This window comes from Streptomyces sp. NPDC000134 (genome assembly GCF_042899225.1).
Taxonomy (GTDB): domain Bacteria; phylum Actinomycetota; class Actinomycetes; order Streptomycetales; family Streptomycetaceae; genus Streptomyces.
In genome coordinates this window covers 71,004-85,595 of the sequence record NZ_JBIAZN010000017.1, presented here as the reverse complement: position 1 = coordinate 85,595, position 14,592 = coordinate 71,004, and the positions used below count along the sequence as shown (strand labels likewise).

The following is a 14,592-nucleotide window of genomic DNA, read 5'->3' as shown; positions in this document are numbered from 1 at the left end:
CGGCCACGAACTCTCGCGGCCGGGACGCGTTGCAATCACGGTGCAACGAACCGGGAAATCTTGTGGATCTTGGTGGATAACTGTGGACAACCGGGCGGCTTGTGAATATCGCCATCACCCATACCGGTGAGCCCGTCCGCCCCCTGTACGACTTCCGCAGAGGAGTCCGACGACTACCCACCGTGACTAGTCAGGTACATGACAACACCGTGCTCGCTCCCGCCGCCGGAGGGCGGACGGAGTCCGGCCAAGGGAGGAAAACCCATCCGGACATGCGACGACCCCCGCCGGGGGGGAGAGCGGGGGTCGTCTCCACGGCCGACTCGGGGGGGGGAGGAGTCGGACCGGGTTAGCACGGTCGCGAACGATCCGTGACTTCCATGGTGTACCCGAGAGCCCTCTCAGGCAAACCCACGCGCCCCACCTTACGCCGAATGGGCTGCGCCTATGCTCGGGGGCGTGGAAAACCACTCGTTGCCCCGCACAGCGGCCTTCTTTGACCTGGACAAGACGGTCATTGCGAAGTCGAGCACGCTGACGTTCAGCAAGTCGTTCTACCAAGGCGGTCTGATCAACCGCAGGGCCGTCTTGCGCACCGCTTACGCCCAGTTCGTCTTCCTCGCGGGCGGCGCCGACCACGACCAGATGGAGCGGATGCGCAAGTACCTGTCCGCGCTCTGCCGCGGCTGGAACGTGCGACAGGTCCAGGAACTCGTCGCCGAAACGCTGCACGACCTGATCGACCCGATCATCTACGACGAGGCCGCCTCCCTGATCGAGGAGCACCACACCGCCGGCCGCGACGTCGTCATCGTCTCCACATCGGGGTTCGAGGTCGTCGAGCCGATCGGTGAGCTGCTCGGCGCCGACCGCGTGGTGGCCACCCGCATGGTCGTGGGCGACGACGGCTGCTTCACCGGCGAGGTGGAGTACTACGCGTACGGCCCCACCAAGGCGGAGGCCATCAAGGAACTGGCCGCCTCCGAGGGCTACGACCTCTCCCGCTGCTACGCCTACAGCGACTCGGTCACCGACCTGCCGATGCTGGAGTCGGTCGGGCATCCGCACGCCGTCAACCCGGACCGCGCGCTGCGCCGCGAGGCCCTCACGCGGGCGTGGCCGATCCTGGACTTCCACCGGCCCGTACGGCTCAAGCAGCGGATTCCCGGCCTGTCGGTGCCGCCGCGCCCGGCGCTGGTCGCCGCCGCCGCGATAGGCGCCGCGGCGGCCACCGCGGGGCTCGTCTGGTACGCCGGCCGGCGCCGGGCGGCCCCCGCCTGACCTCACGGAGGGTCGTTCACACCCCGTTTGCCCGTTTGAACCCAAAAGTAAAGAAGTGCGGGCAGGGCTTCCGGTCGCCCTCCTCCTGGAGTACAAAGGAATCAACGGCCCGCGAGACCGAGGAACATCCGAAAGGATCACCTTAAGAACGCACAAGGCCCCACGGACCGAGCACGAGCACCGGGCACCCACGCGACGTCGACCCGTCGATTACGGGCCAGCCGCACCAGGTGACGGGCGAAGAACCCGACCTGATGGGCATATACCGAGGACGCCTGGTAACCCGGTGGGCGTGCCAGCGGCGGTACGGTGATGCGTACCGCCGCATCTCTTGTGTCCAGGGCGGGTCCTGCCGGCCCTTACGCCGCACCGCGCTGGAGCGCCTCGCACACGGCCGTCGACTCCCGCGCGCCCAGTCCGACCGCCCGACCGCAGTGCGCGATCCAGGCGGCCACTCCCTCGGGCGTTCCGGAGACATAGCCGTCGAGGGCCGCCAGATAGGCCGCCCGGCCCAGCTCCGCGTGCCCGACCTCGGCCGGGCAGACGGACTTCGGGTCCAGGCCGCTGCCCACCAGGACGACGCGTTCGGCCGCACGCGCGACCAGCCCGTTGTGGGACACGAAGGGCCGCAGCGCGAGCAGCTCGCCGTGCACCACGGCGGCCGTCACCAGCGCCGGCGCGGAACTGCCCGCGCGGACCAGCTCCGCGAGCCCCTCCAGGCGGCCGTGCGCCTCCTCGGCACTGGGCAGCGGCAGCTCGACCAGCGGCTCGTCGACCGGCTCGCCGGCCTGCCGAGGACGGCCCACCTGATCGGCCTTGTCCGCCGCCGCCACCAGGTGCAGCCGGGCCAGCACGCGCAGCGGCGACTGCCGCCACACGGACAGCAACTGACCCGCCTCGGCGGTCAGCCGCAGCGCCGCGCCCACGGTGCGCGCCTCGCCGTCGCCGCTGAAGTCGGAGCGCCGGCGCACCTCCTCCAGGGCCCAGTCCGCGCCGGACAGCGCGCCCGAGCCACGGGCGCCGCGCAGCGCCGCCTCCGAGGTGATCTCGTTGCTGCGGCGGCGCATGATCCGGTGGCCGTAGACCCGGTCCACGGCCTTGCGCACGGACTCCACCGACTCGGCCACGCCGGGCAGCGCGCCCAGGGCCGCCAGCGGGTCACCGTTGCTCGAGCTCGTTCGCGAGCTTGGCGTACTCATGAGTACGACCCTACGCACCCGGGCGCCGCACCCCTCGATGGAGTGGTCTTCCTCACGCCCTTGCGCTCCGCACAGCCACCGGCGCACTACCCTCGGTGAACATGAAAATTGCTTTCGTCGGGAAGGGCGGCAGCGGCAAGACGACCCTGTCCGCCCTGCTGATCCGCCATCTCGCCGCCACCGGCGCGCCCGTCGTCGCGATCGACGCCGACATCAACCAGCACCTGGGTGCGGCGCTCGGCCTGGACGAGGCGGTGGCGGCCGGGCTGCCCGCGCTGGGCGACCACCTCCCGCTGATCAAGGAGTACCTGCGCGGCACCAACCCGCGGATCACCTCCGCCGAGACGATGATCAAGACGACCCCGCCCGGCGAGGGCTCGACGCTGCTGCGGGTGCGCGAGGACAACCCGGTCTACGACGCCTGCGCCCGGCCGGTGGAACTCGACGGGGACACGGTCCGTTTGATGGTCACCGGGCCGTTCACCGACGCCGACCTGGGAGTGGCCTGCTACCACTCCAAGACGGGCGCGGTGGAGCTGTGCCTCAACCACCTGATCGACGGCCCGGACGAGTACGTGGTCGTCGACATGACGGCGGGCTCGGACTCGTTCGCCTCCGGCATGTTCACCCGCTTCGACATCACGTTCCTCGTCGCCGAGCCGACCCGCAAGGGGGTCTCCGTCTACCGCCAGTACAAGGAGTACGCCCGCGACTACGGCATCACCCTGAAGGTCGTCGGCAACAAGGTGCAGGGCCAGGACGACCTCGACTTCCTCCGCGACGAGGTGGGGGAGGACCTGCTGGTGACGGTGGGGCACTCGGACTGGGTGCGCGCCATGGAGAAGGGCCGGCCGCCCCGGTTCGCCCTCCTGGAGGACGCCAACCGCCGCGCCCTGCGCCTGCTGCACACGGCCGCCGACGTGACGTACGGGCTGCGGGACGCCGAGCGCTACACGCGTCAGATGGTGCACTTCCATCTGAAGAACGCCCGCGCCTGGGCCAATGAGCGCACCGGGGCCGACCTGGCCGCGCAGGTCGACCCCGGTTTCGTGCTCGGCGGTCTCGGCGAGGAGGCCGCCGCCCCGGTGTGACCGGCCCGGTGCGGCGACCGCCGCCGGGATTCAAGGCCTGGCGGCCGGCGCTCCCGGTACGCCCTTGGGCGCCGGAGCGGGGCCGGCCGACAGGTAGGACGCCCAGCCCTTCTTGGGAGCCTGGCCGACCTTCAGGGCACGCAGCTTGCCCAGGGTCGCGGGGTCCTGGGCGTCCAGCCAGTCGACGAGCTGCCGGAAGGAGACGCAGCGCACGTCGTCCTTGGTGCACACCGCCTCGACGACCTCCTGGACGGCGCGCATGTAGGTGCCGCCGTTCCAGGACTCGAAGTGGTTGCCGATGATCAGGGGCGCGCGGTTGCCGTCGTACGCCCGGCGGAAGCCCTGGAGGAGGCCGTCGCGCATCTGGTCGCCCCAGTACTCGTGCAGGTCGGGGTCGCCCTGGGTGCTGGTGCCCGACTGGTTGACCATGAAGTTGTAGTCCATGGTGAGCTGCTCGTAGGAGTGCCCGGGGAACGGCACGAGCTGCATGGACAGGTCCCACAGTCCGTGCTTCTGCTTCGGCCAGACCTGGTTGTCGACGCCGCTGCTGTCGTAGCGGAAGCCCATCTCGGCGGCGGCCTCGGTGAAGTTCTCCCGGCCCTCCAGGCACGGGGTGCGGGCGCCGATCAGTTCCTTGTCGTAGTCGAAGGGCAGGGGCGCCGCCGTCCGCGACCCGGTGTTGGTCCGCCAGGTCTTCACGAACTGCTTGGCCTGGGCGATCTCGTCCTTCCACTCCTCCACCGACCACTCGCCGACGCCCCCCGGGCCGCAGAAGTGGCCGTTGAAGTGGGTGCCGATCTCGTTGCCCTCCCGCCAGGCCAGGCGCAACTGCTCGACGGTGTCGGCGATGCCCTGCTCGTCGTTGAAGCCGATGTCGGAGTGGCCCGGGGGGTGCTGCGGCGGCCGGTACAGGTCCCGTTTCTCCTCGGGGAGCAGGTACACGCCGCTCAGGAAGTACGTCATCGTGGCGTTGTTGTCCTTGGCCACCTTGCGGAAGTGGGAGAACAGCTTCTGGCTGTCCTCCCCCGCGCCGTCCCAGGAGAACACCACGAACTGCGGGGGCTTCTCGCCGGGCTTGAGGCGCTCGGGTCTGGGCAGGTGCGGCTGCGCTCCGGTGTACGCGGTGGAACCGTCGCCGATCAGCCGGACCGCGTTCCTGGGCGCCGGGGCCTGTCCGCCCTTCTGCGGGCCGTGCGCCGCGTCTCCGGTTTCCTCACTGCCGGTTCCGCAGCCTGCGAGCGTCGCGGCACAGAGCGCGGCGATCGCGGTGCCCGCGGCGATCCTCTGGGTGGCGGCCATGTTCCGCCCACCTTCTTCCTTCTCTAGGGCCAAACGCTGATGAGCGCGGCCAAGGTCGCACGGGACCGAGAAGGAATTAATACGACAAGCCGATCAAATGGCTAGATCACCTTTACGAGTGAGCCATTACTCCATTTGCGCGATAAATCTATTCTCTCCCTTTACTTCGCATTACGATCCATTTACCCAGCGCGATTCCTCGCGCGGGCCATCCCGCCGCTGTACGCCGTGACCCACGGCCGCGACCACCCCGCCCCGCGCGGGGACCACCCCGACCGCGACCGCGCTGCCCCGGAGGAGACGGGAGACACCATGTCAGCCTGCGTTCCCACCCGTGCCGACTCGCCTCGGCCCCAGCACGTCCACCCGCCGCACAGCCCGCCGCCCGGCCGGCGCCCCCGCTTCCGGATCGCGGGCGCCGATGTGTCGGCCGCCGTCGCGGTCTTCCTGATCGCGCTCCCACTGTCCCTGGGCATCGCCCTGGCCACCGGCGCCCCGCTCCAGGCCGGCCTCGTCGCCGCCGCCGTGGGCGGGATCGTCGTCGGGCGGCTCGGCGGCTGCCCGCTCCAGGTCAGCGGACCCGCCGCCGGACTCACGGTGGTCACCGCCGACCTCATCCAGCAGTACGGATGGCGCGCCACCTGCGCCATCACCGTACTGGCCGGCATCACCCAACTCGCCCTGGGCTGCCTGCGCGTGGCGCGCACCGCGCTCGCCGTCAGCCCCGCCATCGTGCACGGCATGCTCGCCGGCATCGGCGTCACCATCGCCGTCGCCCAGTTGCACATCGTCCTCGGCGGCACCCCGCAGAGCGCCGTCCCCGACAACCTGCGGGCGCTGCCCGCCCAGTTGGCGGGCCTGCACGCGGCCGATGTGTCGGTGAGCGCGCTGACCCTCGCCCTGCTGTTCCTGTGGCCGAAGCTGCCCGGCCGGATCGGCGCCGTGCTGAGCCGGGTCCCGGCCGCGCTGGTCGCCGTCGCCGGGGCCACCACGGTCGCGGCGCTCGCCGGGCTCCGCCTGCCCAAGGTCGACCTGCCGTCCTGGAGCAGCCACGCCCTGGCCGCGCTGCCCGAGGGCCCGGTGCTCGGCCTGGTCGCCGCCGTCCTCACCATCACGCTCGTGTGCAGCGTGCAGTCGCTGCTCGGCGCGGTCGCCGTGGACAAGCTGGTCGCCGCCCGCCCGGACCTCTCCGGCCGCGTCCCGCGCACCCGGCTCGACCGCGAACTCCTCGGCCAGGGCGCCGGCAACATCGTCTCCGGCGCCCTCGGCGGACTGCCCATCGCGGGCGTCGCCGTACGCAGCACCGCCAATGTCGGCGCGGGTGCCGTCAGCCGGAACTCCACGATGCTGCACGGCGTTCTCGTAGTGATCGCCACACTGCTGATGGTCCCGGTCCTGGAGCTGATCCCGCTCGCCTCGCTCGCGGCCCTGGTCATGTCGGTCGGCCTTCGGATGGTGTCCCTGCACCACATCCGCACGGTGACCCGCCACCGTGAGGTGCTGGTGTACGCGGTCACCACCTGCGGGGTGGTGGCGTTCGGGGTGCTGGAGGGCGTCGCGCTGGGCGTCGCCTTCGCCGTCGGCGTCGCCCTGCACCGCCTGACCCGCACCCGTATCACCCACGTCGAGAGGGAAGGAGTCCATCACGTCCAGGTACGAGGCCAGTTGACGTTCCTCGCGGTCCCGCGGCTCAGCCGGGCCCTGCATCTCGTGCCCCAAGGGGTCGGCGCCGTCGTGGAGCTGGACGGCTCGTTCATGGACCACGCGGCGTACGAGACGCTCCAGGACTGGCAGAAGACGCACACCGCGCAGGGCGGCTCCGTCGAGATCACCGGCCGCCGCCCCGGCACCCGCCTGGCCGAGCCCGCCGAATCGGGGAACTGCCGCTGCCGCCCCTGGACGGCCTGGCGCAACCACCAGTGCGACCGCCCGCGGCCCACGCCCCCGCCCGGTGGACAGCCCGAGCGGCCCGGCAGGCACAGCGGACGGGACCTGGCCCGCGGCATCAGCACCTTCCAGCGCAACACCGCGCCCCTGGTGCGCGACGAGCTGGCCCGGCTCGCCCGCGAGGGACAGCAACCCTCCCAACTGTTCCTGACCTGTGCCGATTCACGGCTGGTCACCTCGATGATCACCTCCAGTGGTCCCGGCGACCTCTTCGTGGTCCGCAATGTCGGCAACCTCGTCCCGCTGCCCGGCGCGGAGAGCGGCGACGACTCGGTGGCGGCCGCCATCGAGTACGCCGTGGAGGTGCTGAAGGTGCGGTCCATCACGGTGTGCGGGCACTCCGGGTGCGGCGCGATGCAGGCGCTGCTCACCACCGAACCCGGGGGCGTGCGGACGCCGTTGAAGCGGTGGCTGCGGCACGGGCAGCCGAGCGTGCGGCGGATGACCGAGGACGACGGTTCCTGGGCGCCGCTGGCCGGGCGGCGGCCCGCCGACGCGGCCGAGCGGCTCTGCCTGACCAACGTGGTCCAGCAGTTGGAGCATCTGCGCGCCCACGAGGCGGTCGACCGCGCCCTGCGGGAGGGCAGGCTGGAGCTGCACGGCATGTACTTCCACGTGGGCGAGGCCCAGTCGTACCTGCTCACCGACGCGACGGGCGCGCAGGTCTTCGACCCCGTACGGGAGGCCGACCAGCCCGTCTGACCGGCGGGCGGGAGCAGCCGTCGTGACCGGCGGGCGGGGCGGGGCCGGGCCGGGCCGGGCCGGACTGAACTGCGGCGGTCCGGCGTCCGTGGGTACGGATGAGCCCGGCGGCACCGGGCCGCCGGAGCGGGACCCGGCCCCGCGCCACCCCGCTCCACCCGCCCGGCCACGACGAAAGGTCTACACCAATGTGCGGTCGACCCTTGTCATCGCACCATGCGGTCTGATGAGCTGTGGCCTGGGACACAACGGACAACCCTGGGAAAGGGAGATGTCGTGAGCAATGACTCCTTGGCCAACCTGCTGACCGAGAACCGCAGGTTCGCGCCGCCCGCCGACCTGGCCGCCCACGCCAACGTCACGGCAGAGGCGTACGAACAGGCCAAGGCTGACAGGCTCGGCTTCTGGGCCGAGCAGGCCCGCCGGCTGACCTGGGCGAAGGAACCGACCGAGACGCTGGACTGGTCGAACCCGCCGTTCGCCAAATGGTTCAAGGACGGCACGCTGAACGTCGCGTACAACTGCGTCGACCGGCATGTCGAGGCCGGGCATGGCGACCGGGTCGCCATCCACTTCGAGGGCGAGCCCGGCGACAGCCGCGCCATCACCTACGCCCAGCTCAAGGACGAGGTCTCCAAGGCCGCCAACGCCCTGCTGGAGCTGGGCGTGCGCAAGGGCGACCGGGTCGCCGTCTACATGCCGATGATCCCCGAGACGGCGATCGCGATGCTGGCCTGCGCCCGGATCGGCGCCGCGCACTCCGTGGTCTTCGGCGGCTTCTCGGCGGACGCGCTCGCCACCCGTATCCAGGACGCCGACGCGCGGGTGGTCATCACCTCCGACGGCGGTTACCGCCGCGGCAAGCCCTCCGCGCTCAAGCCGGCCGTCGACGAGGCGGTCGAGCGCGCCGGGAACGTGGAGCACGTGCTCGTGGTCCGCCGCACCGGCCAGGACATCGCGTGGAACGACACGCGCGACAAGTGGTGGCACGAGGTCGTCGACGGGCAGTCCGCCGAGCACACGCCGGAGGCGTTCGACGCGGAGCACCCGCTGTTCATCCTCTACACGTCCGGGACGACGGGGAAGCCGAAGGGCATCCTGCACACCTCGGGCGGCTATCTGACGCAGACGGCGTACACCCACTGGGCGGTCTTCGACCTCAAGCCGGAGACCGACGTCTACTGGTGCACCGCCGACGTCGGCTGGGTCACCGGGCACTCGTACATCGTCTACGGTCCGCTGGCCAACGGCGCGACGCAGGTGATGTACGAGGGCACGCCGAACACCCCGCACCAGGGCCGGTTCTGGGAGATCGTGCAGAAGTACGGCGTGACGATCCTCTACACCGCGCCGACCGCGATCCGGACGTTCATGAAGTGGGGCGACGACATCCCCGCGAAGTTCGACCTGTCCTCCCTGCGGGTGCTCGGCTCGGTCGGCGAGCCGATCAATCCCGAGGCATGGGTCTGGTACCGCAAGAACATCGGCGCGGACCGCATCCCGGTGGTCGACACCTGGTGGCAGACCGAAACCGGCGCGATGATGATCTCGCCGCTGCCCGGCGTCACCGAGGCCAAGCCCGGCTCCGCGCAGCGCCCGCTGCCCGGCATCTCCGCCACCGTCGTGGACGACGAGGCCCGGGAGGTGCCGAACGGCGGGGGCGGCTACCTGGTCCTCACCGAGCCGTGGCCGTCGATGCTGCGCACCATCTGGGGCGACGACCAGCGGTTCATCGACACGTACTGGTCCCGGTTCGAGGGCCGGTACTTCGCCGGGGACGGCGCCAAGAAGGACGACGACGGCGACATCTGGCTGCTCGGCCGGGTCGACGACGTGATGCTGGTCTCCGGGCACAACATCTCCACCACCGAGGTCGAGTCCGCCCTCGTCTCCCACCCGTCGGTCGCCGAGGCCGCCGTGGTCGGCGCCGCGGACGAGACCACCGGGCAGGCCATCGTGGCCTTCGTGATCCTGCGCGGTTCGGCGGCGGAGACCGACACCCTGGTCGCCGAGCTGCGCGACCACGTCGGCGCCACGCTCGGCCCGATCGCCAAGCCCAAGCGGGTCCTGCCGGTGGCCGAGCTGCCCAAGACCCGCTCCGGCAAGATCATGCGCCGGCTGCTGCGGGACGTGGCGGAGAACCGCGCCCTGGGTGACGTGACCACGCTGACCGACAGCGGTGTCATGCAGCTCATCCAGGACAAGCTCCCGGCGGCCCCCAGCGAGGACTGACGGACACCTGCTCACGGGGGCACCCGGCGATCACCACGCCGGGTGCCCCCGGCGCGTGCGCCTGGCCGGCGAGCCCGCTCGCGACACGGTGCACCCCCGCCTGCCGAAGCCCGCTCGCGGCACGGTCGCGCGCCCCCGTCGGCGAGCCTCCTCGCCGCGCGTTGGGTAGGGTAATGAAAGCGTAAGTACGACAACGCAACAGGTGCGCCGGGAAGTCTGGTCGGCATGTGATCCGTGCTGTCCATCCACCGGAAGGCCCTCCCCGTGACCGCGCCCCGCACCACCGGCAAGCTGTTCGGCCGTCTCTCGCTGCCCGAGCGGACCTATGTCGCCGACGCCCTGCGCGCCGAGACCGTCGGCGGTGTCCTGCTGCTCGTCGCCGCGATCGCCGCGCTGGCCTGGGCGAACATTCCGGGGCTGCGGGACGGCTACGAGAGCGTCAGCCACTTCCACCTGGGCCCCGGGGCGATCGGCCTGAACCTCTCGGTCGCGCACTGGGCCGCCGACGGACTGCTCGCGATCTTCTTCTTCGTCGCCGGGATCGAACTCAAACGCGAGCTGGTGGCCGGCGACCTCAAGGACCCCAGGGCCGCCGCGCTGCCGGTGGCCGCGGCGCTGTGCGGCATGGCCGCACCCGCCCTCGTCTACACCCTGACCAGCAGCGCCGGCGGCGGGTCACTGGCCGGCTGGGCGGTGCCCACCGCCACCGACATCGCCTTCGCGCTGGCCGTGCTCGCCGTCATCGGCACCTCCCTGCCCAGCGCCCTGCGCGCCTTCCTGCTCACCCTCGCCGTCGTCGACGACCTCTTCGCGATCCTGATCATCGCGGTCTTCTTCACCGAGTCGCTGGACTTCGCCGCGCTGGGCGGCGCGGTCGCCGGGCTCGCCGTCTTCTGGCTGCTGCTGCGCACGGGCGTCCGCGGCTGGTACGTGTACGTGCCGCTCGGCCTCGTCATCTGGGCGCTGATGTACAACAGCGGCGTCCACGCCACCATCGCCGGCGTCGCCATGGGCCTGATGCTGCGCTGCCACCGCCACGAGGGCGAGGAACACTCCCCCGGCGAGCGGATCGAGCACCTCGTGCGCCCCCTGTCGGCGGGACTGGCCGTGCCGCTGTTCGCCCTGTTCAGCGCGGGTGTCTCCCTCTCGGGCGAGGCGATGGCCGACGTGTTCACCAAGCCGGAGACGCTCGGTGTCCTGCTCGGGCTCGTCGTCGGCAAGACGGTCGGCGTCTTCGGCGGCACCTGGCTGACGGCCCGCTTCACCCGGGCCTCGCTCAGCGACGACCTCTCCTGGCCGGACGTGTTCGCGGTGGCCACCCTGGCCGGCATCGGCTTCACCGTGTCGCTGCTCATCGGCGAGCTGGCCTTCGAGGGCGAGGCGACGATGACCGAGGAGGTCAAGGCCGCCGTCCTCACCGGCTCGCTCGTCGCGGCCGTGCTGGCGACGGTGCTGCTGAAGATACGCAACGCCAAGTACCGCGCCCTGTACGAGGCCGAGGAGCGCGACGACGACCACAGCGGCGTACCCGATGTGTACGAGGAGGACGACCCGGCGTACCACTTGCGGATGGCGGCGATCCACGAGGAGAAGGCCGCCGAACACCGCCGGATCGCGCGGGAGAAGGAGCGGGCGCGGCTTGCCGAAGTGTCGGGCGGGGCAGGCGAGGAGGGCGGCCGTCCGGCATGATCTGACGAGACGGTACAAAAGACGGAACCGTACAGCACAACCCGCAGCAGCACCCCGCAGCACAACCCGCAGCAGAACCCGAAGCAGAACCCGCAGACGATCACGCAGACGAGCCCGAAGCAGAGCCCGAGTCAGAGCCCGCTGAGGGGCTCGCAGAAGAGGGAGACCGCGATGAGCGCACCCGACGGCAGCCCGGTCGGCACCGAACGCAGCATCGGCCAGCTTTTCGCCTCGGCGACCACCGACTTGTCGGCGCTCGTGCATGACGAGATCGCGCTGGCGAAGGCGCAGCTCAAGAACGACGTCAAGCGCGGGGCGACCAGTGGGGGCGCATTCTCGCTCGCGGGCGCCGTGCTGATCTTCTCGCTCCCGATGCTGAACTTCGCGCTCGCGTACGGCATCCGGACCTGGAGCCACTGGAACCTCGCCGTCTGCTTCCTGCTGTCCTTCGCCGCCAATGTGCTGGTCGCCGGCCTGCTCGCGCTGATCGGCGTAGTCTTCGCCAAGAAGGCCAAGCAGGGCCGCGGCCCGCAGAAGGTCGCCGCCTCCATGAAGCAGTCGGCGGGCGTGCTGCAGAACGCCAAGCCGCACCCGCGTCCGGAACTGCCCGACAGCCGCGGCCCCGCCGCCATCGAGGCTGTGGCACGCTCGTCCTCATGACGGACCCCGCCACTCCATCGGCGCAACCCTTCTCGGTCGTACGCCTCGCCGTCCCCGGCGACCGCGAGGTGATCCACCGGGACGTCGCCGCCAACGGCGCCCGGTTCCACATCGCCGAGCTGGGCGACGGGCCGCTGGTCCTGCTGCTGCACGGCTTCCCGCAGTTCTGGTGGACCTGGCGGCACCAGCTCGTCGCGCTCGCCGACGCGGGCTTCCGCGCGGTCGCCATGGACCTGCGCGGCGTCGGCGGCAGCGACCGCACCCCCCGCGGTTACGACCCCGCGGGCCTCGCCCTGGACATCACCGGCGTGATCCGCTCGCTCGGCGAGCCGGACGCCGCGCTGGTCGGCCACGACCTGGGCGGCTATCTGGCGTGGACGGCCGCCGCGATGCGGCCCAAGCTGGTCCGGCGGCTCGCGGTGGCCTCGATGCCGCATCCGCGCCGCTGGCGCTCGGCCATGCTGAGGGACGCCCGGCAGACCCGCGCCGGGTCCTACGTCTGGGGGTTCCAGCGGCCCTGGGTCCCGGAGCGGCAGCTCACCGCCGACGACGGCGCGCTGGTGGGCAAGCTGATCCGCGAGTGGTCCGGGCCCCGGCCGCCCGAGGACGAGGCGGTGGAGGTCTACCGCCGCGCCATGTGCGTCCCCTCCACGGCGCACTGCTCGATCGAGCCGTACCGCTGGATGGTGCGCTCCCTCGCCCGGCCCGACGGCATCCAGTTCAACCGGCGCATGAAGCGGCCGGTGCGGGTGCCGACGCTGCATCTGCACGGCTCGCTCGACCCCGTGCTGCGGACCCGGAGCGCGGCGGGCAGCGGGGAGTACGTCGAAGCGCCGTACCGCTGGCGGCTGTTCGACGGGCTCGGCCACTTCCCGCACGAGGAGGACCCGGTGGCCTTCTCGGCGGAACTCATCAACTGGCTGCGGGACCCCGAACCCGACCGGTGACCGGACGGGCGCGCCCGGTGGGCGAACGCCCGCGCCCGGTATCCGGAGCGTGACGCCTTTCCGACGAACAGCCAAATGCCCGCCGCATAGGCCAATTCGGAGCCCCGGCGGCGGTTATGGACCTTGGGGCGGGGGCACACGTCGGGGTATGGGCTGGACGCACGACTACAGTGACGCAGCACGCACCCGTCGCTCCCCGAACGGTGTGAGCCCCCACCAGCGGGGCGCTGCCCCGCAACTCGCGGGCACGGACCTCCGGGTGGGTATCCCGCACATCCTTCGCCGCCGCGCCCGCTGGGTCACCGTGCGCCTGCGCCATACCCGCGACTGAGCCCGGCTGCTACAGGGCGCAGGTGTCGCTGTCCACCTGCTGGTTGGCGGCCCGCCCCTCGGCGATGTCCTCGCGGATCTCGTCGGCGGTGAGCGCGTAACCGGTCTCCGCGTCATCGAGGGACTTGGCGAACACCACGCCGTACACCTCGCCGTCGGGGGTGAGCAGCGGTCCGCCGGAGTTGCCCTGGCGGACGGTCGCGTACAGCGAGTACACGTCGCGGCGGACGGTGTCCCGGTGGTAGATGTCCGGGCCGCTGGCCGTGATGCGCCCGCGCACCCGCGCCGCGCGCACGTCGTACGACCCGTTCTCCGGGAAGCCCGCGACGATCGCGCCGTCCCCGCTGGAGGCGTCCTCGTCGGCGAACCGCAGCACGGGCGCGCGCAGCTCCGGTACGTCGAGTACGGCGATGTCGCGCTGCCAGTCGTAGAGGACGACCGTCGCGTCGTACATGCGGCCCTCGCCGCCTATCTGGACGGTGGGTTCGTCGACGCCGCCCACCACGTGGGCGTTGGTCATGACCCGGCGGTCGTCGAAGACGAAGCCGGTGCCCTCCAGCACCTTGCCGCAGCCGGTGGCGGTGCCGGTCACCTTGACGATGGAGCGCTGGGCCCGGACGGCGACCGCGCTGCGGGCGAGTGCCGGGTCGGGCGGCTGCACCTCGGTGATCGGCTCGTCGGAGAACGGGCTGAAGACCTGTGGGAAGCCGTTCTGCGCGAGGACGGTGGAGAAGTCCGCGAACCAGGTGTCGGCCTGCGCGGGCAGCGCCCGCGCGACGCCGAGCAGCACCTTGGAGCCGCGGACCTCCTTGCCGAGCGTCGGCAGCGTGGTCCCGGCGATGGCCGAGCCGATCAGCCAGGCGACCAGCAGCATCGCCACCACGTTGACCAGGGCGCCGCCGGTGGCGTCCAGGGCGCGCGCCGGCGACCAGGTGATGTACCGGCGCAGCTTGTTGCCCAGATGGGTGGTCAGGGCCTGGCCGACGGAGGCGCAGACGATGACCACGACGACCGCGACGACGGCGGCGGTCGTGCTCACCTCCGCGTTGTCCGTCAGGGCGTCCCAGACGACGGGCAGGACGTAGACGGCGACCAGGCCGCCGCCGAGGAAACCGATCACCGAAAGGATGCCGACGACGAAGCCCTGGCGGTAGCCGACGACCGCGAACCAAACGGCGGCGACCAGCAACAGGATGTCCAGCACGTTCACCGCTT

11 protein-coding genes are annotated in these 14,592 nt (G+C 71.5%); 8 read left to right on the top strand and 3 right to left on the bottom strand.

Features of this window, described 5'->3' with window-relative positions; translation table 11 throughout:
* Positions 1-447 precede the first annotated feature (447 nt).
* Positions 448-1,281, top strand: coding sequence for an HAD family hydrolase (locus ACFY32_RS24600; RefSeq protein ID WP_390675272.1), 834 nt, complete (start codon positions 448-450; stop codon positions 1,279-1,281).
* Positions 1,282-1,640: 359 nt separating this feature from the next.
* Here the strand turns inward: ACFY32_RS24600 and ACFY32_RS24595 are convergent, their stop codons facing one another.
* A complete protein-coding gene (locus ACFY32_RS24595; protein ID WP_359203689.1) occupies positions 1,641-2,480 on the bottom strand; it encodes an oxidoreductase in 840 nt (279 codons plus the stop codon).
* 101 nt (positions 2,481-2,581) lie between these two features.
* Between ACFY32_RS24595 and ACFY32_RS24590 the strand changes: the two genes are divergently transcribed.
* Complete coding sequence (locus ACFY32_RS24590; protein WP_359203686.1) at positions 2,582-3,571, top strand: ATP-binding protein; 990 nt, start codon at positions 2,582-2,584, stop codon at positions 3,569-3,571.
* A gap of 30 nt (positions 3,572-3,601) precedes the next feature.
* On the opposite strand, the gene ACFY32_RS24585 is transcribed toward ACFY32_RS24590, so the two are convergent.
* Complete coding sequence (locus tag ACFY32_RS24585) at positions 3,602-4,870, bottom strand: hypothetical protein (RefSeq protein ID WP_390675271.1); 1,269 nt, start codon at positions 4,868-4,870, stop codon at positions 3,602-3,604.
* Between the two features lie 312 nt (positions 4,871-5,182).
* Between ACFY32_RS24585 and ACFY32_RS24580 the strand changes: the two genes are divergently transcribed.
* The 6 genes from ACFY32_RS24580 (at position 5,183) to ACFY32_RS24555 (ending at position 13,378) form a co-directional block, all read left to right on the top strand.
* Positions 5,183-7,519 carry a bifunctional SulP family inorganic anion transporter/carbonic anhydrase gene (locus ACFY32_RS24580; protein ID WP_390675270.1) on the top strand — a complete coding sequence of 779 codons (2,337 nt, stop codon included), beginning with the start codon at positions 5,183-5,185 and terminating at the stop codon, positions 7,517-7,519.
* A gap of 276 nt (positions 7,520-7,795) precedes the next feature.
* Positions 7,796-9,751, top strand: coding sequence for an acetate--CoA ligase (acs, locus tag ACFY32_RS24575; RefSeq protein WP_390675269.1), 1,956 nt, complete (start codon positions 7,796-7,798; stop codon positions 9,749-9,751).
* 264 nt (positions 9,752-10,015) lie between these two features.
* Positions 10,016-11,440, top strand: a complete 1,425-nt coding sequence (gene nhaA / locus ACFY32_RS24570; protein WP_390675268.1) for a Na+/H+ antiporter NhaA — start codon at positions 10,016-10,018, stop codon at positions 11,438-11,440.
* 171 nt (positions 11,441-11,611) lie between these two features.
* Positions 11,612-12,100 carry a phage holin family protein gene (locus ACFY32_RS24565; RefSeq protein ID WP_359203675.1) on the top strand — a complete coding sequence of 163 codons (489 nt, stop codon included), beginning with the start codon at positions 11,612-11,614 and terminating at the stop codon, positions 12,098-12,100.
* Positions 12,097-13,047 carry an alpha/beta fold hydrolase gene (locus ACFY32_RS24560; RefSeq protein WP_390675267.1) on the top strand — a complete coding sequence of 317 codons (951 nt, stop codon included), beginning with the start codon at positions 12,097-12,099 and terminating at the stop codon, positions 13,045-13,047. Before ACFY32_RS24565 ends, ACFY32_RS24560 begins: the two co-directional genes overlap by 4 nt.
* A gap of 148 nt (positions 13,048-13,195) precedes the next feature.
* On the top strand, positions 13,196-13,378 hold the full coding sequence (locus tag ACFY32_RS24555) for a hypothetical protein (RefSeq protein WP_359203669.1): 183 nt from the start codon (positions 13,196-13,198) through the stop codon (positions 13,376-13,378).
* Between the two features lie 9 nt (positions 13,379-13,387).
* On the opposite strand, the gene ACFY32_RS24550 is transcribed toward ACFY32_RS24555, so the two are convergent.
* Entirely contained in the window at positions 13,388-14,587 is a 1,200-nt protein-coding gene (locus tag ACFY32_RS24550; RefSeq protein ID WP_359203666.1) for a MarP family serine protease, read from the bottom strand.
* Positions 14,588-14,592: the final 5 nt, after the last annotated feature.